This is a genomic window from Pseudomonas sp. GW821-FHT03C07, assembly GCF_059420925.1.
Map to the genome: position 1 here is coordinate 586,052 of NZ_JBWKUQ010000002.1, position 25,265 is coordinate 611,316.

25 protein-coding genes are annotated in these 25,265 nt (G+C 58.8%); 14 read left to right on the forward strand and 11 right to left on the reverse strand.

Going from position 1 to position 25,265, the window contains the following annotated elements; genetic code table 11:
- Positions 1 to 70: 70 nt before the first annotated feature.
- Positions 71 to 976, forward strand: a complete 906-nt coding sequence (locus AC07VG_RS05930) for a LysR family transcriptional regulator (protein WP_495002487.1) — start codon at positions 71 to 73, stop codon at positions 974 to 976.
- A gap of 9 nt (positions 977 to 985) precedes the next feature.
- On the opposite strand, the gene AC07VG_RS05935 is transcribed toward AC07VG_RS05930, so the two are convergent.
- From AC07VG_RS05935 to AC07VG_RS05950, 4 genes are all read right to left on the reverse strand, one after another.
- The gene (locus tag AC07VG_RS05935; protein WP_495002488.1) at positions 986 to 1,525 is read right to left on the reverse strand and encodes a DUF1003 domain-containing protein; all 540 of its coding nucleotides are present in this window, start codon (positions 1,523 to 1,525) and stop codon (positions 986 to 988) included.
- Between the two features lie 96 nt (positions 1,526 to 1,621).
- The gene (locus tag AC07VG_RS05940; protein WP_495002489.1) at positions 1,622 to 2,935 is read right to left on the reverse strand and encodes a methyl-accepting chemotaxis protein; all 1,314 of its coding nucleotides are present in this window, start codon (positions 2,933 to 2,935) and stop codon (positions 1,622 to 1,624) included.
- Positions 2,936 to 3,238: 303 nt separating this feature from the next.
- On the reverse strand, positions 3,239 to 4,321 hold the full coding sequence (locus AC07VG_RS05945; protein WP_495002490.1) for a diguanylate cyclase: 1,083 nt from the start codon (positions 4,319 to 4,321) through the stop codon (positions 3,239 to 3,241).
- A 168-nt stretch (positions 4,322 to 4,489) separates the two neighbouring features.
- Complete coding sequence (locus AC07VG_RS05950) at positions 4,490 to 5,104, reverse strand: TetR/AcrR family transcriptional regulator (RefSeq protein WP_495002491.1); 615 nt, start codon at positions 5,102 to 5,104, stop codon at positions 4,490 to 4,492.
- 198 nt (positions 5,105 to 5,302) lie between these two features.
- Here AC07VG_RS05950 and AC07VG_RS05955 point away from each other — a divergent pair, with 198 nt between their 5' ends.
- The 3 genes from AC07VG_RS05955 to AC07VG_RS05965 all read left to right on the forward strand — a co-directional run bounded on the left by AC07VG_RS05955 (position 5,303) and on the right by AC07VG_RS05965 (position 8,846).
- Positions 5,303 to 6,352, forward strand: a complete 1,050-nt coding sequence (locus tag AC07VG_RS05955) for an MBL fold metallo-hydrolase (protein WP_495020645.1) — start codon at positions 5,303 to 5,305, stop codon at positions 6,350 to 6,352.
- 137 nt (positions 6,353 to 6,489) lie between these two features.
- Positions 6,490 to 8,079: an amidase family protein gene (locus AC07VG_RS05960; RefSeq protein ID WP_495002493.1), complete on the forward strand. Its 1,590-nt coding sequence runs from the start codon at positions 6,490 to 6,492 to the stop codon at positions 8,077 to 8,079.
- Between the two features lie 206 nt (positions 8,080 to 8,285).
- A complete protein-coding gene (locus tag AC07VG_RS05965) occupies positions 8,286 to 8,846 on the forward strand; it encodes an AAA family ATPase (RefSeq protein ID WP_495002494.1) in 561 nt (186 codons plus the stop codon).
- 5 nt (positions 8,847 to 8,851) lie between these two features.
- Here the strand turns inward: AC07VG_RS05965 and AC07VG_RS05970 are convergent, their stop codons facing one another.
- Complete coding sequence (locus tag AC07VG_RS05970) at positions 8,852 to 9,181, reverse strand: helix-turn-helix domain-containing protein (protein ID WP_495002495.1); 330 nt, start codon at positions 9,179 to 9,181, stop codon at positions 8,852 to 8,854.
- A gap of 285 nt (positions 9,182 to 9,466) precedes the next feature.
- Here AC07VG_RS05970 and AC07VG_RS05975 point away from each other — a divergent pair, with 285 nt between their 5' ends.
- Together AC07VG_RS05975 and AC07VG_RS05980 are read left to right on the forward strand one after the other, a co-directional pair.
- Positions 9,467 to 9,709: a type II toxin-antitoxin system HicA family toxin gene (locus AC07VG_RS05975; RefSeq protein WP_495002496.1), complete on the forward strand. Its 243-nt coding sequence runs from the start codon at positions 9,467 to 9,469 to the stop codon at positions 9,707 to 9,709.
- A complete protein-coding gene (locus AC07VG_RS05980) occupies positions 9,706 to 10,107 on the forward strand; it encodes a type II toxin-antitoxin system HicB family antitoxin (protein ID WP_040070208.1) in 402 nt (133 codons plus the stop codon). The genes AC07VG_RS05975 and AC07VG_RS05980 overlap by 4 nt, the downstream gene beginning before the upstream one ends.
- 24 nt (positions 10,108 to 10,131) lie before the next feature.
- On the opposite strand, the gene AC07VG_RS05985 is transcribed toward AC07VG_RS05980, so the two are convergent.
- The gene (locus tag AC07VG_RS05985; RefSeq protein ID WP_495002497.1) at positions 10,132 to 11,004 is read right to left on the reverse strand and encodes a restriction endonuclease; all 873 of its coding nucleotides are present in this window, start codon (positions 11,002 to 11,004) and stop codon (positions 10,132 to 10,134) included.
- A 194-nt stretch (positions 11,005 to 11,198) separates the two neighbouring features.
- Here AC07VG_RS05985 and AC07VG_RS05990 point away from each other — a divergent pair, with 194 nt between their 5' ends.
- The gene (locus tag AC07VG_RS05990) at positions 11,199 to 11,501 is read left to right on the forward strand and encodes a chorismate mutase (protein WP_495002498.1); all 303 of its coding nucleotides are present in this window, start codon (positions 11,199 to 11,201) and stop codon (positions 11,499 to 11,501) included.
- Between the two features lie 105 nt (positions 11,502 to 11,606).
- Here AC07VG_RS05990 and AC07VG_RS05995 read toward each other — a convergent pair whose 3' ends face one another.
- The gene (locus AC07VG_RS05995) at positions 11,607 to 12,920 is read right to left on the reverse strand and encodes an MFS transporter (RefSeq protein WP_495002499.1); all 1,314 of its coding nucleotides are present in this window, start codon (positions 12,918 to 12,920) and stop codon (positions 11,607 to 11,609) included.
- A gap of 563 nt (positions 12,921 to 13,483) precedes the next feature.
- On the opposite strand from AC07VG_RS05995, the gene AC07VG_RS06000 reads away from it, so the two are divergent.
- The 3 genes from AC07VG_RS06000 (at position 13,484) to AC07VG_RS06010 (ending at position 16,663) form a co-directional block, all read left to right on the forward strand.
- Positions 13,484 to 14,737, forward strand: coding sequence for an OprD family porin (locus AC07VG_RS06000; protein ID WP_495020646.1), 1,254 nt, complete (start codon positions 13,484 to 13,486; stop codon positions 14,735 to 14,737).
- 163 nt (positions 14,738 to 14,900) lie between these two features.
- Positions 14,901 to 15,728, forward strand: coding sequence for an NAD-dependent epimerase/dehydratase family protein (locus tag AC07VG_RS06005; RefSeq protein ID WP_495002501.1), 828 nt, complete (start codon positions 14,901 to 14,903; stop codon positions 15,726 to 15,728).
- A gap of 47 nt (positions 15,729 to 15,775) precedes the next feature.
- The gene (locus tag AC07VG_RS06010; RefSeq protein ID WP_495020656.1) at positions 15,776 to 16,663 is read left to right on the forward strand and encodes an SMP-30/gluconolactonase/LRE family protein; all 888 of its coding nucleotides are present in this window, start codon (positions 15,776 to 15,778) and stop codon (positions 16,661 to 16,663) included.
- Between the two features lie 361 nt (positions 16,664 to 17,024).
- Here the strand turns inward: AC07VG_RS06010 and vapC are convergent, their stop codons facing one another.
- The 4 genes from vapC to AC07VG_RS06030 form a co-directional block, all read right to left on the reverse strand.
- The gene (gene vapC / locus AC07VG_RS06015; protein ID WP_495020647.1) at positions 17,025 to 17,462 is read right to left on the reverse strand and encodes a type II toxin-antitoxin system tRNA(fMet)-specific endonuclease VapC; all 438 of its coding nucleotides are present in this window, start codon (positions 17,460 to 17,462) and stop codon (positions 17,025 to 17,027) included.
- Positions 17,462 to 17,692: a type II toxin-antitoxin system VapB family antitoxin gene (vapB, locus tag AC07VG_RS06020; RefSeq protein ID WP_100944168.1), complete on the reverse strand. Its 231-nt coding sequence runs from the start codon at positions 17,690 to 17,692 to the stop codon at positions 17,462 to 17,464. Before vapB ends, vapC begins: the two co-directional genes overlap by 1 nt.
- A 436-nt stretch (positions 17,693 to 18,128) precedes the next feature.
- Positions 18,129 to 19,376, reverse strand: coding sequence for a ribonucleotide-diphosphate reductase subunit beta (locus AC07VG_RS06025; RefSeq protein ID WP_177145490.1), 1,248 nt, complete (start codon positions 19,374 to 19,376; stop codon positions 18,129 to 18,131).
- A 430-nt stretch (positions 19,377 to 19,806) separates the two neighbouring features.
- Complete coding sequence (locus tag AC07VG_RS06030) at positions 19,807 to 20,070, reverse strand: DUF2790 domain-containing protein (RefSeq protein ID WP_495004720.1); 264 nt, start codon at positions 20,068 to 20,070, stop codon at positions 19,807 to 19,809.
- A gap of 414 nt (positions 20,071 to 20,484) precedes the next feature.
- Here AC07VG_RS06030 and acs point away from each other — a divergent pair, with 414 nt between their 5' ends.
- The 4 genes from acs to AC07VG_RS06050 all read left to right on the forward strand — a co-directional run bounded on the left by acs (position 20,485) and on the right by AC07VG_RS06050 (position 25,265).
- Entirely contained in the window at positions 20,485 to 22,440 is a 1,956-nt protein-coding gene (gene acs / locus AC07VG_RS06035) for an acetate--CoA ligase (protein WP_495004721.1), read from the forward strand.
- A gap of 572 nt (positions 22,441 to 23,012) precedes the next feature.
- Positions 23,013 to 23,789 carry an ABC transporter substrate-binding protein gene (locus AC07VG_RS06040; RefSeq protein WP_495004722.1) on the forward strand — a complete coding sequence of 259 codons (777 nt, stop codon included), beginning with the start codon at positions 23,013 to 23,015 and terminating at the stop codon, positions 23,787 to 23,789.
- Positions 23,790 to 23,880: 91 nt separating this feature from the next.
- Positions 23,881 to 24,570: an ABC transporter permease gene (locus AC07VG_RS06045; protein ID WP_495004723.1), complete on the forward strand. Its 690-nt coding sequence runs from the start codon at positions 23,881 to 23,883 to the stop codon at positions 24,568 to 24,570.
- Entirely contained in the window at positions 24,567 to 25,265 is a 699-nt protein-coding gene (locus tag AC07VG_RS06050) for an ABC transporter permease (protein WP_495004724.1), read from the forward strand. Before AC07VG_RS06045 ends, AC07VG_RS06050 begins: the two co-directional genes overlap by 4 nt.

A 25,265-nucleotide genomic window follows, 5' to 3' on the forward strand; every position in this document is an offset into this window, starting at 1 on the left:
CTCAGGCTTGTTGATTCCCGGAGCGAACTATAAGGTGGCGGCGACGCATTCAATATAGGCAGTTACCCAATTGATCAATGCACCACTGCACTATCGACTGGAACAGGCCGACCTGTCGCTGATTCTCGCGCTGGTCCGTGGATGCTCCCTGGCACGGGCGGCGGGATTGCTCAAGGTCGATGTCTCGACGGTGTTCCGTTCGGTGCGCCGGCTGGAGGCGGCACTGGGCCGAGAGCTGTTCGAAAAGAGTCGCGCCGGTTATCTGCCCACCGGCCTGGCGCAATCCCTGGCCGAACAGGCGGAGCGCGCCGAGCAGGCTTTGGAGGCTGCGTGCGTCAGCATCGAGCAGGGGGGCGAGGTGATCAGTGGCACAGTGCGTCTGACCTGCACCGACTCGGTTCTGCATACGCTGTTGTTACCGGCGCTGGCGCTGTTCATGCCGGCTTATCCGGCCCTGACCCTGGAGCTCAGCACCTCCAACGATTTCGCCAACCTGAAGCGGCGCGACGCCGATATCGCCCTGCGCTTGACCGACTCGCCCCCGGAGCATCTGGTGGGTCGCTGTCTCGGGGCGGTGGGTTATCGGGTGTGTGCCAGCCCGGCGTATTTGTCAGCGGTCGCTATTGAGGATCTGCAGCGACTGGCCTGGATCGCTCCAGACGATTTTCTGCCCGATCATCCGAGCGTGAGCTGGCGCCGTCAGCGCTATCCGGGAGTCATGCCAAGTTACCGTTGCAACAGCATGTTGTCGGTGGCGGAGCTGGCACGGGCCGGATTGGGGATCGCGGTGCTGCCGGATTTCATGCTGGGCGAGCAGCAGGGCTTGCAGCCTCTGGCCGAGGTGCCGCCGAGCTACGACACGGCGTTGTGGTTGCTGACCCGTCCCGATTGCCGGGCGTTGCGCTCGGTGGTGGCCTTGTTCGATGAGCTGGCCCGGGCCATTCGCCTCGGGCAGGGTGGCGGAACACCCAGCTGAGGCGTTTTGTCAGGTTTTGCGCACGAAATGCTCGTGCATCTCCAGCGTCAGGCCCTCGATGCGCTCGGTCAGTTGCTTGGTCATTTCGGTCAGTTGGGTGTTCTGTTCGAGCAGCATCAGCAGTTGCTCGGTGGTTTTCGCCGCCGCGGCCTGACGTTCGCTGTTGGCCACAGCCAGGGCTTCACGGTGTTGGGCATCCGCGTCGGCATGGGCCTTGTCGCGTGCGGCCTGGCGGGTCTGGGCCAGCAGAATCAGGGGTGCGGCATAGGCCGCTTGCAGGCTGAACGCCAGGTTGAGGAGGATGAACGGGTAGACGTCGAACTGGGTCACGCCCGTGACGTTGAGGATGATCCAGGCCGCGACGATCACCGTCTGGGCACCGAGAAACATCGGTGTACCAAAAAAACGCGCAAAGGCTTCGGCCTTCAGGGCAAAGGTGTCGTTGCCGAAGGTGGTGGACAAATGCGCGTGAGGGCGATGGAAACGCAGGTGATCGATGGTTTTCGCTGTTGCTTCAGGGCTTTTGGCTTCGGTTTTTTCTGATGTCATGGCGAACTCGGCAAGGCGTGGGAATCAGGGCTCACTATAGCCCCATCCCATGCCGCGCGATGCCTTCCCTGGCGCCCTCGTCCGGCTCGCGGTGGGTCAGCCCTGCTCGCCGGCGAACATGCTCACCGCCCGCACCGCATGATTGGCCCCTTCGCGAATCTGCAGGATCACCGTACCGGCCTGGTCCGCCAGGTCAACCCCCTTGGCGGCCCTTTCGCGGGTGCCGTTCATGCTATCGATGGCTTGCTGGGTTTCGTTCTGGATCATGCCGATCATCCCCGAAATCTCTGCCGTCGAGCCGCTGGTACGCGCCGCCAGCAGGCGCACCTCGTCGGCGACCACCGCGAAGCCGCGGCCCTGTTCGCCTGCCCGGGCCGCCTCAATGGCCGCGTTCAGCGCCAGCAGGTTGGTCTGGTCGGCAATCCCGCGAATGGTGTTGACGATGGCCGTGATCTGTTCGGAACGCTCGCCCAGTTTGGCGATCAGCGCTGAAGAGCCTTCGATGTTCGAAGCGATTTCACGCATTTCGGTGGCCGCCTGCTGGATAACGCCGGTACCGTGCTCGGCGACTTTTCGCGTCTCGATCGAGATGTGATAGGCCTCGCTCGCGCTCTTGGCATCTTGTTCGTATTTCTCGACACGGCCGCTGACATTCGAGGCAAACTTGACCACTTTGCACACCCGGCCACTGGCGTCGTAGACCGGGTTGTAGCTGGCCTCAAGCCACAGCGTCTGGCCACGTTTACCGACGCGCTCGAACTGGTCGTTGAAAAATTCGCCCTGGTTCAGCCGCCGCCAGAAATCCTGGTATTCGCTGCTGTTGGCGGTGGCTGGCTTGCAGAAGATCTTGTGGTGCTTGCCCTGGATTTCCGCGAGGGTGTAGCCCATCAGGCCGAGGAAGTTCTGGTTCGCGCTGATCACGGTGCCGTCGGGGTTGAATTCGATCACCGCCATGGCCCGGTCGATGGCCTGCAACTTGCCGTTGGCCTCGCTCTCGCATTGCACCCTGGCGCTGATATCCAGGGCGTATTTGACGACCTTGAACACACGGCCCTGGTCATCCCTGATCGGGTTGTAGCTGGCCTCCAGCCAAATGATTCGACCATCGGCCGTGACCCGCTCGAACGTCCCGGACTCGAACTGGCCGGACTTCAGCCGCGTCCAGAGCTGGTTGTACTCGTTGCTGCGGGCGAAGGCCGGCGTGCAGAACATCCGATGCGCCTGGCCCACTACCTGTTCCTGGCGATAGCCGGTGGCCTTGAGGAAATTCTCGTTGGCGCGCAGGACCGTGCCATTGAGGTCGAACTCGATCACGATCATGGAACGGTCGATGGCAGCCAGTTGGTTGGCTTGTTCAGCCACGGATTGTTGCAGGGCACTGATGGTTTTCTTATGGGCGGTAAATAGCATGGCGTCTGCTCGGAGAGGGATACAACGTGAGAGTTTGTCCCTGGTCATGCGGCTTGCGGCTTGTCCGAGAGGGTGCAAGGGAAGTAGCAGCCCGATACCAGTGCTCCATGACCGGTAGTTGATTTGATACAGAACACTGCACTGCTGCGCCCATGATCATGCGTGGGCTGTGCGAATACCTGTACCCAGGTGATCGTTCAGAAAGTCGATGGCTAAATACTGGCCTTATGATGCCATTTTCTTATACAAAACAATGCTGGGCTGTACAACGGCTGGCGGCGCCTTTCAGACCGGCGGATTCGCTCAAACCGAGTTGATCAGGTTGCATGAGCACCCCTCAGTGCTGTCCTCTTCGGCACTGTTGACCTTATTGCGTCCGGTGTTCTTGGCGACATAGAGCGCCTTGTCGGCTTCATTCAGCCAGGCACCGGCATCGTTGAAATTCTTGCGGCAGGAGGCCAGGCCGATACTCAGGCTGACCCGCAGTTCCGGGACCTCGGCATTGCGGTAGTTGCCGAACGCTTCACGCAGGCGCTCCATCACGGCATTGGCCCGCTCCAGTGACATCTCCGGGAAGATCACGCAGAACTCGTCGCCACCATAGCGCCCAGCCAGGTCATCTTCGCGCAGGTTGTCGCGCAGGTCTTTGCTCAACTGGCGCAGCACGCTGTCGCCGACCAGGTGCCCGTAGGTATCGTTGATGGCCTTGAAGTGGTCGATATCGATCAGCGCAATGACCGCCTGGCACTGGCTGTAGCGGCATTTGTGGAACTTGAGGTGCAGCAGGTCTTTCCAGGAACCATGATTGAGCAGCCCGGTGAGGCTGTCGGTACGGCTCAGGGCGCTGAGGGTGCGCTTATGTTCGGCCAGCTTGATCGCCACTTGGTAGCAGCCCATGCCGATGACCAGGGGATAGAGGATCAGCACTGGCAAGACACTGTAGATCTGCACCGGGGTGGTCAGCGGATTGAAGGCTGGGGAGAAAATCAGCCAGGACACCAGGATGCCAATGGCCTGGGCAACCAAGCCCTGGGCCATCAGGCGGGGGCCGCCGGCCGCGACGTTGTGCATGGCCATCAAGGCCAGCATGTTGATGGTGGTCAATGGCGTGAACTGGATGGTCGCGGCCCAGAATCCGCCCATCAGCGAATCGATCAGGATATTGCGACGTTCGGTCCGATAAGGAAAAGACGAGCGTTTGGCGACCTGATAGGCCAGATGCGGCCAGGCCACTGCATTGATTGCCAGCAATATCCAGATCCACATCGGCATGGCCAAGGGATAAAGCGCGGCGATTATGCTGAAGCAGCCGACACCAACGCCTACCGTGCGGGGCAGGTAAATGCGCTTGGCAAACGATAGCCCTTTGCCTCGTTGGATTTGCATAGGTTTTTTTGCGCCACTTTTTTATCTGAACACCTGGGCGGTGTTCTGCACGGAACGGCCGTTCATCGGATAAGGAGGATGAATATTCTCAAGCATTCCGTAAAGAATAATCAGTGTCCTTCCAAGCCATTTCGAGGGTCTTGAGGTGGCTTTGAGCGCCCGTGCCGGCTATTTGACGATTTCGTAGCCGGCGAGAAATAAATCCAGCGACGATTCTATGACGCGGCTCTGGGTCGACGGGTCCAGTGGGGGGTGGCCGAGGCTGATCTGTGGCCAGAAAGCGAAGGTCTTGAGCAGGCCGTGCAGCTGTGCCGCCGCGAACGCCGGGTCCACGGGTTTGAAGGTGCCGTCTGCCTGGGCGTCACGAATCCACTGGTTGAAGGCTTCTTCCCGTTCGGCCAGGCGCGCGACCATGCCTTGGGCACGTTCTGGGGAGTGGATGGTGGCGGCTATCGCCACCCGGGCGAGATCGAGGAAGCTGTTTTCACTGAGCAGGCGCAGTTTCAAGGCCAGCAACTCGCGCAATTGCTCGCGCAAGCTGCGATCCGGGTGATAGGCCATGTCCACGTGTGCCGCGCTGCTGGCCCACAGGTGGTGCATGATTTCCGCGAACAACTCTTCCTTGCTGGGAAAGTGGTTGTACACCGTGCGCTTGGACACCTCGGCCTTGGCAGCGATCTTGTCCATGCTGGTGGCCTCGAAACCGTCGGCGCGAAACGCCTCGATGGCCGCCTGGAGGATGGCTTCACGTTTGCGGTCGGTCAGGCGTAGGGGAGCGGTCATGGGCGGCTTCGGCAGGAGAAGAAAAGTTACACTCGGTAGTTTACTTATCGGCAGCCTTGTTGCAAGCTTGAAACTACACTGTGTAGTGTAGTTGCTTTGCTCCAGTATTTCATCGGTTCAAGGCTTGCGTGCAGCGGCCATTGATCATCCAGCAGAAGAACGTGGGAACCCTTGGCGGTTTCCGGGAGTCACCCCGTTATGACCACTCGTTCGCTTACCCGTGCCAAACCCTCGTCCTTGCAGGAGCAGGGGCAATACCGCAACCATGCCCCGACCCCCCAGGGCGGTTTGGGCAAGATGCTCGGTATTTTCTGGAAAATGCTCTTTCACAAACCCCGCAGCACCCGCCCGTCCGGTAGCGTCCCGGTCCTGGGGCTGAGCCGCGAGCAGTTGCTGGCGGCGGAAGATTTCAGTGTGTTTCGTCTTGGCCATTCGACCTTGTTGCTCAAGCTGCAGGGGTTGTTCTGGTTGACCGACCCGGTGTTCGCCGAACGTGCGTCGCCGGTGCAATGGGCCGGTCCCAAGCGCTTTCATCAGCCGCCCATCAGCCTCGACGACTTGCCGCCTATTGAGGGTGTGATTCTTTCCCACAATCATTACGACCATTTGGACTATAAGACCGTCCTGCAACTCGCCGCCAAGACGCGCTATTTCCTCGCGCCCATAGGCGTCGGCGATCTGCTGATCAAGTGGGGCATTCCCGCTGACAAGGTCCGGCAACTGGACTGGTGGGAAGAAACCCAGGTTGGCGACATTCGCTTCGCCGCCACCCCAGCGCAGCATTTTTCCGGACGTACGATGTTCGACAATAACCAGACGCTGTGGGCGTCCTGGGTGATGATGGTGGGCGATCAGCGGATTTTCTTCAGCGGTGACAGCGGCTATTTCGAAGGCTTCAAGCAGATTGGCGAACATTACGGCCCCTTCGACCTGACCTTGATGGAAACCGGCGCCTACAACGTCGATTGGCCGCATGTGCACATGCAACCGGAGCAGAGCCTGCAGGCTCACCTGGACCTCAAGGGCCGTTGGTTGCTGCCGATCCACAACGGCACGTTCGACCTGTCCTTCCATGCCTGGCATGAACCCTTCGACCGTATCCTGGCCCTGGCCTGGGAGCGCAATGTGTCCATCACCACGCCGCGGATGGGGGAAACCTTCAACCTGCTGCAACCCCATCGCGGGTACGCCTGGTGGCTGGAAGTGGAACACCCGGAAGAGGCGCAAACGCCGATCACGGCGGGCTAAGGTGTCTCACGGATTGCATTGATTTTTCACTCGGCTTGCAACCGATTGTGTCCGGCGCTTCTGACGGAAGCGCCCATTAGGATGGCCGCCGCCAGTGAAATGGATCACTGGCGTTTGGTTTTATCAGGACACGATTCATGAATCGAACGCTCAGAAAGCGCAGCGTGGTGCTCACCCGGTTGGCATTGCTGCACGCCCTTTGTCTGACATCGCTTGTCAGCCAGGCGAATACCCCAGGCCAACCCGTGTTTCCAGCGGCCGCTTCGGTTAAACGCGAGGCGTTGGCCGGGATGGTCTATGCCAGTGCCACGGAGGTGGCCGTGGCGCTGGCCGATGGGCGCTTCACTTCGCAGGAGCTGGTGAGTTATCTCATTTCGCGGGCGGCCGATCTGGACTCGTTCGGTCCGGCCATTGAGGCGGTGATCGAGTTCAATCCCGAGGCCTTGTCGATTGCCCAGGCCCTGGACGAAGAGCGCCAGGCAGGAAAGCTTCGCGGACCGCTGCATGGCCTCCCGGTATTGCTCAAGGACAATATCCACACGGCCGACCAGATGCAGACCGCGGCCGGGTCGTTGGCCATGGTCGGGGCCCCGGCGGCTGACGATGCGTTCATCGTGCACAAGCTCCGCGAGCAGGGCGCCATTATTCTGGGCAAGACCAATATGAGCGAGTGGGCGAATTTCCGTGGTGACGAACTGCCTTATGGCTGGAGCGGCCGAGGTGGGCAGACCCGCAATCCCCATGCGCTTGATGGCGATGTCTGCGGCTCCAGTTCGGGCTCGGCTGCCGCGATCGCGGCGGGTTATGCCCCCTTGTCGTTGGGGACCGATACTTTCGGTTCGGTGATTTGCCCGGCGTCGAAGAATGGTGTTGTCGGTCTGAGACCTTCCGTGGGGCTGCTGAGCCGCACGGGAATCATTCCTGCATCCCGGGAGCTCGACAGCGCCGGGCCGATCACGCGCACGGTGCGTGATGCCGCCTTGCTCCTGAATACCATGGTGGTTCTTGATCCGCAGGACCCGGCTACGGCGCAAGTGCCCGCCAGGAAGGATTACACGCAAAAGCTGAAAGCCGATGCCCTGCAAGGAAAAGTCATCGGCTATCCCAGCCGCTTCAAGCCTGGCAGTGAAGCCTTGAACGAGCATCCGCAGTTTGCCCAGGCCCTGGACACACTGCGCCGGGCCGGTGCGCAACTGGTTCCGGTCGACTTGAAGGGGACCGATTGGAGTGACAACGATTGGTCGCGGGTGTCGCGTTTGTTCGAGATGTCGATCAAGCGTGTGCTGCCCGGCTATTTGGCCAGTCGTTCCGGTCTGAACGTCTCGACCCTCCAGGCACTGATTGATTACAACGAAAAGTATCCCGGTGCGGAAAAGTACAATCAGCAGCTGCTCAAACGTGCCAATGCGCTGGCGTTTGACCAGACCGAATACTTGAAACTTTCAGACGGGCTTGGCGACGAGGCGCGCGGCAATATCGATAAGCTGCTGGCGGATAACCGGTTGGATGCGGCACTGGGGGATCCCCATCCGTTCGCGGTGCTTGAGTTGGGAAGCGCAACTTTTGCCGGGTATCCGGGGATTACCGTGCCCTCGGGCATGGACGCCGATGGCATGCCCACTGCGGTGTATTTCTACGGTACGCGCTGGAGCGAGGCCGAGCTGCTGGCGATTGCCTACGGCTATGAGCAGGCTTCGAATGCGCGACAGGACCCGGATTTTGAATAATCCCGGGTCGCTGTCGGCCTGCCAACGAGTCTGCTGGCAGGCTGCAAGGTCAGCCTTTTACTGCGTAGCGAGCCGCTGGTGCCGGGTGTGAAAGATTGGCTTTCAGGGCCTGGCACGCCCGTACGCCCGGGAGTTTTCGTACAGACCCCAGGCGGGTACGGGTCTACCATAAGTTCGAGACTGGAAGCAGAGTGTCAGGAACGACCATGGCCCATCGAATTCATCTCTTCGGCGCGTCGGGCTCCGGCACCACGACCTTGGGTATTGCGCTGGCCGAGCGGCTGGGGATTGCCCATTTCGACTCGGACAATTTTTATTGGCAGCCTGCGGACAAGCCCTTCAGTTGCAAGCGCCCCCGTGACCAGCGGGTGCAGCTATTGCGTGAACAACTGTCCCAACAAGACAGTTGGGTGCTCTCCGGTTCGCTCTGTGGCTGGGGCGATCCGGTGATTCCGGCGTTCACCCTGGCAGTTTTCCTGCGCCTCGACCCCGAGGTCCGTTTGCAGCGTTTGCGCGTTCGCGAATTCCAGCGCTATGGCATGCAGATTCATGAGGGGGGAGAGCGTTTTATCGCGACCCGCACCTTCCTGGAGTGGGCGGCCGGCTACGACACCGGTGACCATGGCACCCGCAGCCTCAAGCGGCATGAAACCTGGATCCGGAGTCTGCCGTGTCCGGTGTTGCGACTGGACGCCACCGAGCATGGAGTGGCGCCGTTGGTCGAGCAGGTGATGCGCGCGCTGGAGCGGCCGGCAGCACCGGCGTGAGTGGCTTATTCGATCAGTTCGTAATCCTTGCGCCCGATCGGGTCCGGTGTGGTTCCGCGGATATTCATTCCACGTCCGGGGGCAAACCCGGGGAAGAACACCAGGCCTTCTGCTTCAAAGCGAAAGGCCAGGGCCAGCCGGGTGACATCCCGCAGTGACTCCCCGGTTTCGAAGCGCTGGATGGCGGCGACCGAGACGCCGGACTCCCGGCTCAAATGCTCATGGCTCCAGCCCAGCATGACGCGCGCCTGCAGGCAGTGCCGGGGCGTGAATTGATGCAAGACGATGCGTTCAACGGTGGTCCTCATCACATGACTGGCGGCTTGGCTGGGCATGGCACTCTCCGGGCTTGATCGGCTGATTTGGAAATACTGTGTTTTTGTACAGTTGTTTTTCAACTCGATCAAACATTTTTTCAGCATTCCGATTATCGGTATCGGGCCGTTGTGTTCGCGGGGATCGGCTCATATGCAGGTACCACCCAGGCAGAAAACCGCGGGACATGCTTTGTCACGACCTTTCTCTGCTTGGCAAAAACAATGTTGTGTAGGGTGTGTATTTTCAGCTTGATGTGAATCAAACGCGTGTGTGCCTTACACAACAGAGCTCAAGGAGTGAGCATGCGAAGCAGAGAGGTCATTGAACTGATCGAAGCCGAGGGGTGGTATGAGGTGGCGGTGAAGGGAAGTCACCATCAATTTCGGCATCCGAGAAAGACAGGCCGCGTTACTGTTCCCCCTCCCAAGACGGAAATCCCGAAGGGAACACTCCACAATATATTGAAGTCGGCTGGCCTCAAGGGCACAGCCTATAGCGATGGAAGCCGTGATGACGTGTTTCCATATGGGCGAGGTATCCAATGAAATTTCCAGTCGTATTACACAAAGAGGCGGAGTCGGACTACGGCGTGACCGTGCCGGATGTGCCGGGTTGTTTTTCTGCGGGAAGCACTTTTTCCGAAGCCCTGGAGAATGTGCACGAGGCCTTGGCCTTGCACTTCGAGGGTTTGCTGGCTGATGGCGAGCCGTTGCCCCATGCGCAGGAGGCCGATGTCTACCTGGACAACCCGGATTATGCCGGTGGTCTTTGGGCGATTGTCGACTTCGACGTGACGCCTTACCTGGGCAAGTCGGTGAGATTCAACGCCTCGTTGCCGGAACATCTGCTTGAGCGGATTGACGAGCGTGTACAGAAGGATCATCGCTACGCCTCACGCTCGGGGTTTCTGGCGACGGCGGCGTTGCGTGAGTTGTATGCCTGATGGGCTGAGGCAAAACGTGGAGGCTCAAGACGCTTCGATGGATTGAATACCCCGGCACTGCGGATACCGGCTGCAGCCCCAAAACCGGTTTCCGCTATTGAGTCCCTGCTTGGCGGTGCGCATCACCATGGGTGCTTGGCATTTTGGGCATGCGGGGTCAGGGGATTTCTCCAGTGTCGGCTCGACGTGTGTGGTGGGTTCTGACATCGGCGCGGGAGACGTGGGGCGATTGCGCTGGCTTGTGGCGATCCATTGGCTCAGCTCGTTGCCATCGACCAACCGTACATTGCGTCCCGCAGCAAAGGCTTTCGCCTCGTCGGTAAAGCGCCCGCTGGTGATTACGTAGCCCCCCACCGCGCCTTCTGCTGCCATGACCCCATATAACTCGCGGACGATACTGACGCCCACCTTCATGGCGCGCCATTGCTTGCACTGCACCAGATAGCGTTCGCCCTCTTTGCGCAGCACCAGGTCGATTCCACCATCCGGGCCGCCGCTGTCGTTTTCCTGAACGGTGAAGCCTTGGCGACGAAAGGTTTCGCCCACCAACTGCTCAAATTGCTGCCAGCCAATGCTTTCCAGTGTCTTACCGCCCGGTTTGGCGATGGACTCCAGCAGGTCACGACGTTTTTTACGACCGAGTAGCGAAACGACCGCGCCACCCGCGAAGATCATGGGCAGCAGGTATTGACCGAAGCTGGCCGCCATTTTGAAGATCGTTTGCTGCAGGGTGGTAGAAATCTGGTTGATATCCGTCGAGATCGCTGCAGGCGCAATGGCCACGGAATGCAGATAGAAATAGCCGCCTGCGGCAATCGCAGTGCTGGCCCACCAGGGCAGTTTGCTGGCGATGAAAAACAGATCGTCGAAGAGAGAGGTTTTCGTTCTGCGGGCCATATCCGTTGCCTTGAATTACATTCCATGGGGTCACTTTTCAAAGGAGGAGTGCTCCAGTGATGGCGATATGATTGCGCTTGCGCTCACATCCTGCAATCCCCCTTTCTCTTTAGGCGCAGGCTGAGCTGAGCATGGGTTGCAAAGGGAGCGAAAGATCAGCCAGAGTGGCCAGCCTCAAAAGGAGATAGAACGATATGGCTGTCCGTTGCACATCACTCGAAGAAGTCCGTGAAAACATCGACCGTCTGGATCGGCAGATCGTAACGCTGCTGGCGGAGCGGGGTACCTATGTCACCGAGGCGGCGCGTTTCAAGAAAGACAGTGATGCAGTCAGGGCACCACAGCGCGTGGAGCAGGTCATCGCCAAGGTGCGGGCATTGTCCGAGGAGTACGACGCCAATCCCGAGGTGGTCGAGCAGGTCTACCGGGCCATGATTGCGGCGTTTATCGAGCAGGAGCTGCAAGAACACGGCAAGGCCCTCCCATCGTTCGCCTAGTCACTCAGCCCCCAGGTGGAGGAGGGGCCGTTGGCGGGGAGGAGTCGCCGGTCAGGGTCGACGGTAGTCGACCCTGACGGTCTACAACACCAGGAGAACGGACGCTTAGACGCCGGGCATAGATGGACGGGGATTCGATTGAGTCGCTTCACGGGGTTGCAGCTCAGTTTCCTGCGGAATCGCACGAGCCACATTCCAAACCACGATGGCCGCCACAATGTCAAAAATCGCCAGTACCACGAACAGCGGGCTGTAGCCGATTTTTGTCACTAGAACGCCGAACACCAGCGTAAAGGCCGCGGCGCCCAGGTAGCCGAACATACCTCCCATGCCAGTGGCCGTGGCCACTTCGTTTTTGCCGAACGAGTCCGATGTGATGGCATACAGCGCACCTGACAGGGTCTGGTGGGCGAAGCCGCCTACACACAGCAGCGCAATCGCCGTGTACGGGCTGTCGACCAGGCCGATACAGGCCGGACCGATCATGCAGGAGCAGCCGAACAACAACACCAGCTTGCGTGATGTGAACAGCGACACATTGCAGTAACGATGAAACAACGGGCTCAGGTAACCCCCCAGGACGCAGCCGATATCCGCCGCCAGGAAGGGCAACCAGGCGAACATGGCTATTTCCTTGATGTTCATGTGCCGCTCGGTCATCAAGTACAGAGGGATCCAGGCATTGAACGTCTGCCAGGCGGGTTCCGACAGAATTCGGGCCGAGGCAATGGCGTAGAAGTTACGGCTGGTGATGATCTTCTTCCAATTACCTTTTTCCGGCGCGGCATCTTTGAAGTGAGACTCCTGCCCGGCAAGAATGTAATCACGCTCGGCGTCGTTCATATGAAGCTGATCACGCGGGTGTTTGTACAACAAAAGCCAGAGCCCGCTCCAGACAATACCCAGCCCACCGACGATCAAGAACGCCAATTGCCAACCGCTTTGCAAAATGGCCCAAACCACTAGCGGCGGTGCGAGCAAAGCCCCCACTGATGAACCGATATTGAACCAACCGATGGCGACCGAGCGCTCTTTGGCCGGAAACCATTCGGTGGTGGCCTTCACCCCGGCAGGCAGTCCCGCGGCCTCGGTCAGTCCAAGTACGCCGCGGACGAATGCCAGGCTTTGCCAGCCGGTGGCCAGCGCCGCCGCGGCGCAGGCCGCCGACCAGGCTATGGCGAAAATGGCAAAACCCATTTTGGTGCCAATGGCATCAATGATGTATCCGGCCACTGGTTGCATGAACGCATAGCAGATTTGCCACGCCACCACGATTTGCGAGTACTGCTCGGTGGAAATACTCAATTCACTCATCAGCGTTGGTGCCGCGACCGACAAGGTGTTGCGGGCCAGGTAGTTGACGATCAGCCCGGCGGTCACCAGTCCGACCATCCACCAACGGATGCCTTTGATTTTCATCGTTTCACCTTAATTATTTTTAGATTGGAGGTGTACGTGCTCCACACCTGACGGCAGGAGTTGTCCTTGTTTTTTGGAAAATCGAAGTGTTATACGTCGTCGTACAACATGGTGTTTTATAGCCAGTTCGATTGGGCACTGTCAATCGGAAAAACAACCGCCTCCATCACCGACGTCCCTCAGAACCGCTCGAACTCTCGTCCATAGGGCGCTATACGAAATCGCCACGGTTTGATTTTCAGGTGGTTGACAATGAAGCAGGGATGTTTTAATAATCAAAACACGTTGTACGACAACGTATGTCGTAAATAAAAATAAAAAAGGAGATACTGATGATGCTTACCTCCCCCTACGCCCCTTCTTCTCATTGGCATCCGACGGTCCGCTCGCTCTGTATCGCGTGCTCACCTTCGCAAGCGATTTCGTAAGCCACTTCGCACGCTAATCAGGTTCGACTCGACTCCCGTTCAAGTCGCTGTCGTGGCTGCACGCCGTTTTCCGCTCACAGAAGGCTATTCATGGCCCAGGCGGAATGCGTTCGCTTAACAAGGAGCACAACAATAATGACCATCCGTCCTACTCGACTCACCCCTTCGCTCGCGGCGACAGGCTTGATCCTTGCCTTCCCGCAGATGTGTAGCGCCGAAGGCTTTCTCGACGATGCCCAAGCCGGCCTGAATCTGCGTAACGCTTACTTCAACCGAAATTTCACCAATCCGGCTCATAAGCAGAGCACCGCCGCGGAATGGACACAGAGCTTCATTCTTGATGCGCGCTCAGGCTTCACGCCCGGGACGGTCGGTTTCGGGATGGACGTTCTGGGCCTGTATTCGGTCAAGCTGGACGGAGGAAGAGGCACCGGCGGTACACAGTTGTTACCACTGGACAGCGACGGTGAGCCTGCCAGTAACTTCGGTCGACTGGGCGTGGCCGCGAAGGCAAAGATCTCCAAAACGGAGCTGAAGGTTGGCGAATGGATGCCGGTGTTGCCGATCCTGCGCTCGGACGACGGCCGTTCGCTGCCGCAGACCTTTCGTGGCGGCCAGATCACCTCGAAGGAAATCGCTGGCCTGACGCTTTACGGCGGCCAGTTCCAGGACAACAGCCCACGCAACGACTCGAGCATGACCGCCATGTTCATGAACGGTAAGCCGGGCATTACTTCCGACCGCTTCAACTTCCAGGGCGGCGAATACAGCTTCAATGACAATCGCACGATGATCGGGGTGTGGAATGCCCAGCTCAAGGACATCTACAGCCAGCAGTACATCAACCTGGTGCATAGCCAGCCGCTGGGCGATTGGACCCTGGGCGCCAACCTCGGCTTTTTCTACGGCAAGGACGACGGTAGCGCCAAGGCCGGCGAACTGGACAACAAGACCTGGTCCGGGCTGTTCTCGGCCAAGTACGGTGGCAACACCTTCTATGTCGGCTTGCAGAAACTCACCGGTAACAGCGCCTGGATGCGCGTCAACGGCACCAGCGGCGGTACCCTGGCCAACGACAGCTACAACTCCAGCTATGACAACGCGCAGGAACATTCCTGGCAACTGCGCCACGACTACAACTTCGCTGCCCTCGGAGTACCGGGACTGACCCTGATGAACCGCTATATCAGCGGCGACAATGTGCACACCGGGACCATCACCGACGGTAAGGAGCGGGGGCGTGAGTCCGAGTTGGCATACACGGTACAGAGTGGAACATTCAAGAATCTCAACGTGAGATGGCGTAACTCGACCATTCGCAGCAGCTTCAATATCAACGGTTTCGATGAAAACCGCGTCTTCATCAGCTATCCGATATCCCTGCTCTGATCCGCAAACGATGAGCGCGTGACGCCTCGGCTGCGAGCTACCGGCACCCGAGAGCGTCTTGCCCCTGGGGGACGTTGACAGCTATGAAAATGGCTGTTGATAATCAAATATGTTGTACGACAACACATAATGCAGACCGCAACACGTGAGAGAGCGAGCCCTAATGACTAGCGCAACGACGGAGCATCAACCCTTCAATCGCCTTCTGCTGACGGGGGCCGCCGGAGGACTCGGCAAGGTGCTGCGCCAAAGCCTGCGGCCGTTCACCCGGATATTGCGCCTCTCCGACATTGCCGAAGTGGCACCGGCGCTGGACGCGAGCGAAGAGGTTCAGTTCTGTGATCTTGCTGACAAACAAGCCGTTGACCAATTGGTCAACGGCGTGGATGCCATCCTGCATTTTGGTGGTGTTTCGGTGGAGCGTCCTTTTGAAGAAATACTCGGTGCCAATATCTGCGGCGTCTTCCACATCTATGAAGCCGCACGTCGCCACAATGTAAAACGAGTGATTTTCGCCAGTTCCAATCATGTGATCGGTTTCCACAAGCAGGGTCATCGACTGGATGCCCACTCACCGCGTCGTCCTGACAGCTACTACGGTCTGTCCAAGTGTTACGGCGAAGACATGGCCAGCTTCTATTTCGATCGCTACGGTATCGAGACCGTCAGCATCCGTATCGGCTCTTCGTTCAGCGAGCCGCAAAACCGCCGGATGATGAGCACCTGGTTGAGCTACGGTGACCTGACGCAATTGATCGAGTGCGCGCTGTACACGCCGAACGTAGGCCATACGGTGGTCTATGGCGTTTCGGAGAACCAGAATGTCTGGTGGGACAATAGTTATGCCGCGCATCTGAATTTCAAGGCCCGGGACAGCTCCGAGCCCTTCCGTGGCCAGGTCGAGGCCCTGCCCATGCCGGCGGCGGATGATCCGATCCTGGTCTACCAGGGGGGGGCGTTCGTGACGTTGGGGCCTTTTGGCGATGACTGAGGCTAGTGCAAAAGGCTGCCTGTAACGACCACCTGACTGGAACGGCCATGGATGTTGAACTGATTCTCGACGCCGCTAACGCCACCGGCGAAAGCCCTGTCTGGAGCTGTCGTGAACAAGCGCTGTACTGGGTTGATATTCCTGCCGGGCGCTTGTTTCGCTGGGATCCGACGAATCGCTCCAGCCAGAGCTGGGAGGCGCCCGAGATGCTCGCCTGCATCGCCGCGTGCCCTGACGGCAGCTGGATTGCCGGCATGGAAAGTGGATTGTTTCGACTCACCGCCAGGCTTGATAGCGATCTGCAGTGCAACCGCCTGAGCGGTGTGAGCCATGCCTTGCCGGGCATGCGTTTCAACGATGGTCGTTGTGATCGCCAGGGCCGCTTTTGGGCGGGCACCATGCAGGTCGAACTGACGGCAGGGGCAACGGCAGGTGCGCTGTATCGCTATGACGGCGGGCAAAGTAGCCCATTGGACTCCCGGCTTGACGGTTTTGTGGTTCCCAACGGCCTGGCCTTCAGTCCCGACGGCAAGGTGATGTATTTGTCCGACTCCCATGCGTCGGTACAACTCATCTGGGCGTTCGATTACGACATCGATAGCGGTACACCGTACAACCGTCGGATCTTTGTCGACATGAACCGGTATCCAGGTCGGCCGGACGGCGCGGCTATCGACAGCGACGGTTGTTATTGGATATGTGCCAACGATGCCGGGATGATTCATCGCTTTACTCCCCAAGGCCAGCTGGAGCGCTCCATTACCTTGCCAGTGAAGAAGCCGACCATGTGTGCCTTCGGGGGCCGCAATATGGAAACCCTGTTCGTCACCTCGATCCGTCCGGCTGGCGATCTGAGTGACCAGCCGCTGGCGGGCGGTGTTTTTGCTGTCCAGCCGGGTGTTTGCGGTTTGGCAGAGGCGTTGTTCGCTGGATAGCGCCGTGCCGATGCCGATGCACAGGTCTTGAATAGCATCCATGGCGTCATTGCTCAGCAACCATCTTGACCCTGGATTCGTAACTCCGAGCAACACGGTCAATGTGGGAGCCAGCTTGCTGGTGATGACGTCCGTAAGATCGATGCCAGGCTCGCGGCCGATCATGCACCAATCGCGTGGTTCCCCACCAGAACATCCTGTTGAGCTTCGTCGCCTAGTTGCCCCGATATCAGTAATCTGCCTTCACTCAGGCGCAGTTGTTCCTGGTCAGCACCGTCAAAAAGACGCTTATGTACGCGTGCTATGAATCCCGGGTCAAAGAAGGTCGGCCAGGTGGAACGGCCAATTTCAGATAGAGAAATCAGGTGCGATGTTGATCATCAAATGGACCGGATGAACGCTCAACCCAATCTTCAACCCGCAGCCCTAATACCTGTTCAAATTCACGCAGGTTGTTGGTCACCAAAATCAGCTCCAGCGAACGGGCATGCCCGGCAATCATCTGACCATAGGGGCCAATCGGCCTGCCGACCCTGGCCAGCTCAGCACGCAGCTGACCTGTGTGTGCTGCTGCGCCTTCGTCGTATTTCAATATTTCCAGCCGTGCCGCGAAGCCCTCGACAACTGCCAGGTTACGCTCAGGATTGGCTGACTTCTCCGCTCCGTAGATCAACTCCATCAGGGTCACCGAGCTGATGCACATCTGCCCATGATGGCGCGTGAATACCTCACGAACCTGCTGGGGCCGATTCTTGATTGTGAAAATGCAAATATTTGTGTCGAGCATGAATTTGAGCATTAAAAGGAATCCCGCACCTGATCTGCGGGTTGCTCACGCTCGGTCATGAAGTCGGCAGTAACCCCCTCACCCTCAAACCAGCTATCCCATGATTCGCCAGCGGGGGTGATAATCCTTGTTCTGCCGATTGCTATGACATCGACGCGCTTCACGTCATCAGGCAGCGCTGCGGCTTTGGGTAATCTCACCGCTTGGCTACGGTTACTCTGGAAAATCGAGCCTTGTTCCACGGTACACCTCGGGATATGTCAATGGGATATACATGGGCGTTCACAGTGCGACATGACGCCGACGTGGAGGCATCTGATCATGAAAACCAAGCGCACATCCTTCGGCAGCCAGTCCTACGCTTAAGTCAGAAAACTCATCGGGTTCCTGTCCACTATGGCGAATTGTTCCAGATGAAGCGGTGGGCTTAGAGTCTGAATGGCTCGCTGGGTAATCTGGCGAGAAGAGTTTCGCAGCTCTTTTGCACAACACGAAAAAGCATCATGAAGACATCAGCGGCTGTATATTTGCTGCTGCTCGTTTCATGGTGGCTAACGCTAGGGCTGGAAGCGAAACGCGTGGTTTCATAACGCAGTGCCCAGACGCAAACAAAAAAGCCCTGAACAGGTTCAGGGCTTTTCGGTGTTCCAGTCTATTCACCCAAGGTGAACAGCGGCATCAATCCCAGCTCAACGCCCCGCCAGTCTGATACTCGATCACCCGCGTCTCGAAGAAGTTCTTCTCTTTCTTCAAGTCCATGATCTCGCTCATCCATGGGAACGGGTTGGTCGTACCTGGGTATTCTTCCTTCAAACCGATCTGCGACAGGCGACGGTTGGCGATGAACTTGAGGTAGTCCTCCATCATCGCCGCGTTCATGCCCAGCACGCCGCGCGGCATGGTATCGCGGGCGTATTCGATTTCCAGCTGGGTGCCCTGCAGGATCATCTGCGTGGCTTCTTCCTTCATCTCGGCATCCCACAGGTGCGGGTTCTCGATCTTGATCTGGTTGATCACGTCGATGCCGAAGTTCAGGTGCATGGATTCATCCCGCAGGATGTACTGGAACTGCTCGGCCACGCCGGTCATCTTGTTGCGACGGCCCATGGACAGGATCTGGGTGAAGCCGCAGTAGAAGAAAATCCCTTCCAGCACGCAGTAGTAGGCGATCAGGTTACGCAGCAGTTCCTTGTCGGTCTCAACGGTGCCGGTCTTGAATTCCGGGTCGGAGATCGAACGGGTGTACTTCAGGCCCCAGGTGGCCTTTTTCGCCACCGATGGAATCTCGTGGTACATGTTGAAGATCTCGCCTTCATCCATGGCCAGCGATTCGATGCAGTACTGGTAGGCGTGGGTGTGGATCGCCTCTTCGAAGGCCTGGCGCAGGATGTACTGGCGGCACTCGGGGTTGGTGATCAGGCGATACACGGCCAGCACCAGGTTGTTCGCCACCAGGGAGTCGGCGGTGGAGAAGAAGCCGAGGTTGCGCATGACGATGCGGCGCTCGTCGTCGGTCAGGCCTTCCGGGTCTTTCCAGAGGGCGATGTCGGCGGTCATGTTGACTTCTTGCGGCATCCAGTGGTTCGCGCAGCCGTCGAGGTACTTCTGCCAGGCCCAGTCGTACTTGAAGGGGACGAGCTGGTTGAGGTCGGCGCGGCAGTTGATCATGCGCTTTTCGTCGACCGCGACACGGGCCGAGGCACCTTCGAGTTCAGCCAGGCCTTCGGCGACGTCCAGGGCATCGAGTGCCGCCTTGGCACGGGCGATGGCGGCCGAGTCGGAAGCGGTCACGGCACGGGCCTCCTGGGCCGCGGCGCCACCGGCGCTGTCGAGGCGGTCCATGTTGGCTTCGGTGGCGTGGCCGGCGTTGGCGCCCTTGACGGCAACCTCGCCTTCTTCTTTGTCGAATTCGTCCCAGCTCAGCATGACGTGTCGTCTCCTGCGTGAGGGCCTGATGCCCGTGTGAAAAACACTGATGGTTGGCTTGTCACACGACCAATGGCCGCTTTGGATCTAAAGGGTATGTTGCTTGCAGCAGCGGTTCGTGCACGCAAAAACATGGAATAGGTACGGGATGACCCCGTGTCGTCGATGGGAGAGGGCGCCGGGCCTTCTCCTGTGGCCTGTAAGAGCCTGAATCAACGAGGGTTTGCAGCTCGATTCGACGCTTTTTCAGGCGCGAATGGATACCGACAGTATAAGGTTTTTGTCTGGGTGTTTCAGCCAGTTTTTGCCGGAAATGATCAGGGTAGGTGTGGGGCGGTCGTGGCGGTGGGGAGGGGCAGGAGGAACACCTTTGCCGCAAGAAGCGCTTCCTGCGGCGGGTGGTTTTGCAAGGCTGGATCAGGCCGGGATTTTAACCGTGGGAACAACCGTTACCCATGACGCGATATTCCATGATATGCCGGGTGCCTTGCGAGTCTTCATAGACCATGCGCGCCGGGACAACTTCGCAAACATCCGGAACTTCACTCATGGAGATAACTTTGTGAATGTCCGGGTGAGAACTGTAAGTGTACTCTTCCACCGGAACGGTGTGGCTGGCAACGTCGGTTGGAATCTCATCAGCCATGGCGGTTGCACACAGGCTGCTGAGGGCCAGAACGACTAGAGCTTTCATCTCGATTTACCTTCTTCGGGTCGTAAGGGGTCACGTAGCCCTTATGAGGCTACGTGTGGATCGGTGTTGATTTGAATTCGAATTAACGGCCTTCGTGGGGGCTGTCGCTAAGTTAATTCGCTGCCTTAGTTGGCGGAATGAATGTTAAGAGTCTACAAAACATTCATATAGAGGGGGTTTTGATAAAGACTATTGACAAAACCTGTAACAATCGTCGAAAAACGTCTCCTGGACCCGTTCCGCGAGTTATTTTCAGGATCCCGGAAATCGCTACAGGCCGCGTGCTTGAGACCTTGCAGCGGTTGAGCCGAGATTTTGCAGGGCTTTGTTACTACCATCGTCGAATGGCTCCATCGCGCAGGCCCGGCTACAACAGGGTCATAAAACAACAACATATCCACCGAGGTAAGAAAGATGAGTGCGGCTTCCCTGTACCCCGTTCGTCCTGAGGTCCTGGCGACTACGCTGACCGACGAGGCGACCTACAAGGCGATGTACCAGCAGTCGGTCGTCAACCCTGACGGCTTCTGGCGCGAACAAGCCAAGCGCCTCGATTGGATCAAGCCGTTCACCACGGTGAAGCAGACCTCCTTCGACGATCACCATGTCGATATCAAGTGGTTTGCCGACGGCACCCTGAACGTTTCCTACAATTGCCTGGACCGCCACCTGGCCGAGCGTGGCGATCAGGTCGCGATCATCTGGGAGGGCGACGATCCCGCCGACTCCCGCAACATCACTTACCGCGAGCTGCACGAGCAGGTCTGCAAGTTCGCCAACGCTCTGCGTGGCCAGGATGTGCACCGTGGCGACGTGGTGACCATCTATATGCCGATGATCCCCGAAGCCGCGGTCGCCATGCTGGCCTGTGCCCGCATCGGTGCGATTCACTCGGTGGTGTTCGGTGGTTTCTCGCCGGAAGCCCTGGCCGGCCGCATCATAGACTGCCGCTCGAAAGTGGTGATCACCGCCGACGAAGGCGTTCGCGCCGGCAAGAAGATCCCGCTCAAGGCCAACGTCGACGACGCCCTGACCAACCCGGAAACCAGCAGCGTCCAGAAAGTCATCGTGTGCAAGCGCACCGGTGGCACGATCAAATGGAACCCGCATCGCGATATCTGGTTCGAGGACCTGATGAAGGTGGCCGGCAGCGTCTGCGCGCCGAAAGAGATGGGCGCCGAAGAAGCGCTGTTCATCCTCTACACCTCCGGTTCCACCGGCAAGCCCAAAGGCGTGCAGCACACCACCGGCGGCTACCTGCTGTATGCGGCGTTGACCCACGAGCGGGTGTTCGACTACCGCCCGGGCGAGGTCTACTGGTGCACCGCCGATGTTGGCTGGGTCACCGGCCATACCTATATTGTCTACGGCCCGCTGGCCAATGGCGCGACCACCCTGATGTTCGAAGGCGTACCAAACTATCCGGACATCACCCGGGTGGCGAAGGTCGTCGACAAACACAAGGTCAATATCCTCTACACCGCCCCGACCGCGATCCGCGCCATGATGGCTCAGGGCACGGCGGCCGTCGAAGGCGCCGATGGCAGCAGCCTGCGCCTGCTGGGCTCGGTGGGCGAGCCGATCAACCCGGAAGCCTGGGAGTGGTATTACAAGAATGTCGGTAAGTCGCGCTGCCCGATCGTCGATACCTGGTGGCAGACCGAGACCGGCGGCAACATGATGAGCCCGTTGCCAGGCGCCCATGCGCTCAAGCCGGGTTCGGCGACACGGCCGTTCTTTGGCGTGGTGCCGGCGTTGGTGGACAACCTGGGTAACATCATCGAGGGTGCCGCCGAAGGCAACCTGGTGATCCTCGATTCGTGGCCGGGCCAGGCGCGGACCCTGTACGGCGATCATGATCGTTTCGTCGATACCTACTTCAAGACTTTCCGTGGCATGTACTTCACCGGTGACGGCGCGCGTCGTGACGAGGACGGTTACTACTGGATCACCGGACGGGTGGACGACGTGCTGAACGTGTCCGGCCACCGCATGGGCACCGCCGAGATCGAGAGCGCCATGGTTGCCCACCCGAAAGTCGCCGAAGCGGCGGTGGTCGGTGTGCCCCACGATATCAAGGGGCAGGGCATCTATGTCTATGTCACCCTCAATGCAGGCGAAGAGCCTAGCGAAGCGCTGCGCCTGGAGTTGAAGAACTGGGTGCGCAAGGAAATCGGCCCGATTGCTTCTCCGGATGTCATCCAGTGGGCGCCGGGTTTGCCGAAGACTCGTTCGGGGAAAATCATGCGACGGATCCTGCGCAAGATTGCCACGGCGGAGTACGACGGCCTGGGGGATATCTCCACCTTGGCGGACCCGGGTGTGGTGCAGCATCTGATCGATACCCACAAGACCATGAGCGCCGCGTAACGCGCGTTCAAGGTTGACTGAGCCCCGTCCGGCATCGCGCCGGGCGGGGCTTTTGTGTGTAAGGGGGGAAGGTAGGAGGCAATGTCTGTGAATGAAGTGAGATAAATATCGGTTTTTGCTGTGAATTCCTTCGGCTGTTACCGCTTGTTCGGTAGGTAACCAAATGTGTCACCTGGCGCCCGGACACGGGGCAAAGGGAAACGCCGCTGCCCGTTTTCGGCCCGAATCCAGGGCCTTTAAAATCGCATCGAACGCCGTGCTTGCCGGAATAGAAGGCTTTGCCAATAATAGGCCCGCTATTTGCAGGATAGATCGGTTATCCCTTCTTTTTCTCTTGCATAAAAATCAAGAGTTGTCAATGTGTCCATCCGGCTTTCTCGGCGCTTCTGTAATTAGTTGTCGCATTGAGGAAATATCGGCTTCGGACCTGTCGTTAGAATGCCGATCACTCGCTTGTCGTGGCGTGCACTGAACGTGCTCGCCGCCGACCGTTACGCGAAGACTGCTTTCCCATCCGCATATTGGGCTGTTGCTCACTCTGCCGTTTTGCCCTTGACCGATGGAGTCTCAAGATGAAGAAGCTCGTGCTGCTTGGCGCCCTGGCACTGTCCGTGCTGTCGTTGCCGACATTCGCTGATGAAAAACCACTGAAAATTGGTATCGAAGCCGCCTACCCTCCGTTCGCCTCCAAGGCGCCGGATGGCAGCATCGTTGGTTTCGACTACGACATCGGCAACGCGCTGTGCGCGGAGATGAAGGTCAAGTGCGTCTGGGTCGAGCAAGAGTTCGACGGCCTGATCCCGGCCCTCAAGGTGCGTAAGATCGACGCCATCCTGTCGTCGATGTCGATCACCGACGATCGCAAGAAATCGGTCGATTTCACCAGCAAGTACTACAACACCCCGGCTCGCCTGGTGATGAAGGAAGGCACTGTTGTTGGCAACAACCTGTCCGAACTCAAGGGCAAGAAGATCGGTGTGCAGCGCGGTTCGATCCACAACCGTTTCGCTGAAGAAGTCCTCAAGCCGCTGGGTGCTGAAATCAAGCCCTACGGTTCGCAGAACGAGATCTACCTGGACGTGGCCGCCGGTCGCCTCGACGGCACCGTGGCTGACGCCACACTGCTGCAGGACGGTTTCCTGAAGACTGACTCCGGCAAGGGCTTCGCCTTCGTCGGTCCGCAATTCACCGACGAGAAGTACTTCGGTGACGGCATCGGCATCGCCGTGCGCAAAGGCGACAAGGCCGATCTGGACAAGATCAACGCCGCCATCGTCGCGATCCGTGGCAATGGCACGTACAAGCAGATCCAGGACAAGTACTTCGACTTCGATATCTACGGCAAGTAAACCGCCGCAGTGACAAGTCCGAAATGGCGCAAGCAGCAGGAGCTCTGAGGTTTGCGCCATTTTTTCATCCCTAATTCCGAGGATCTGAATCATGTTGAAAGGCTACGGGGCTGTCATCCTCGATGGCGTTTGGCTGACGCTTCAGCTCGCCTTGTCGTCCATGGCCCTGGCCATTGTCTTGGGCTTGATCGGGGTGGCCTTGCGCCTGTCGCCGGTGCGCTGGCTGGCCTGGCTCGGCGACCTGTATGCCACGGTGATCCGTGGGATTCCCGACCTGGTGCTGATCCTGCTGATCTTCTACGGTGGCCAGGACCTGCTCAATCGTGTCGCGCCGATGCTCGGTTATGACGACTACATCGACCTCAACCCCCTGGTCGCCGGTATTGGCACCCTGGGTTTTATTTTCGGCGCTTACCTGTCGGAAACCTTCCGTGGGGCTTTCATGGCGATCCCCAAGGGCCAGGCCGAAGCCGGCATGTCCTACGGCATGAGCAGCCTGCAAGTGTTTTTCCGGGTGTTGGTGCCGCAGATGATTCGCCTGGCGATTCCCGGTTTCACCAACAACTGGCTGGTCCTGACCAAGGCCACCGCGCTGATTTCCGTGGTCGGTCTGCAAGACATGATGTTCAAGGCCAAGCAGGCGGCAGATGCCACCCGTGAGCCTTTCACCTTCTTCCTCGCGGTGGCGGCGATGTACCTGGTGATCACCAGTGTCTCGTTGCTGGCATTGCGTCACCTTGAGAAGCGCTACTCGGTAGGCGTAAGGGCGGCTGATCTATGATCTTCGACTACAACGTCATCTGGGAGGCCATGCCGCTGTACCTCGGCGGTTTGCTGACCACCTTGAAATTGCTGGCCTTGTCCTTGTTGTTCGGTCTGCTGGCGGCGTTGCCGCTGGGGCTGATGCGGGTGTCCAAGCAGCCGCTGGTGAACATGGGGGCCTGGCTCTACACCTACGTGATCCGCGGCACGCCGATGCTGGTGCAGTTGTTCCTGATCTACTACGGCCTGGCCCAGTTCGAGGCGGTGCGCGAGAGTTTCCTCTGGCCCTGGCTGTCGAGCGCGACCTTCTGTGCCTGCCTGGCCTTTGCCATCAACACCAGCGCCTACACCGCCGAAATCATCGCTGGCAGCCTGCGAGCCACGCCCAATGGCGAGATCGAGGCGGCCAAGGCCATGGGTATGTCGCGCTACAAGCTGTACCGCCGCATCCTGCTGCCGTCGGCCCTGCGCCGGGCGCTGCCGCAGTACAGCAACGAAGTGATCATGATGTTGCAGACCACCAGTCTGGCGTCCATCGTCACTCTGATCGACATCACCGGTGCCGCGCGTACCGTCAACGCCCAGTATTACCTGCCGTTCGAAGCCTACATCACCGCCGGCGTATTCTACCTGTGCCTGACCTTTATCCTGGTGCGGCTGTTCAAGTTGGCTGAGCGCCGCTGGTTGGGTTACCTGGCGCCGAGGAAGCACTGA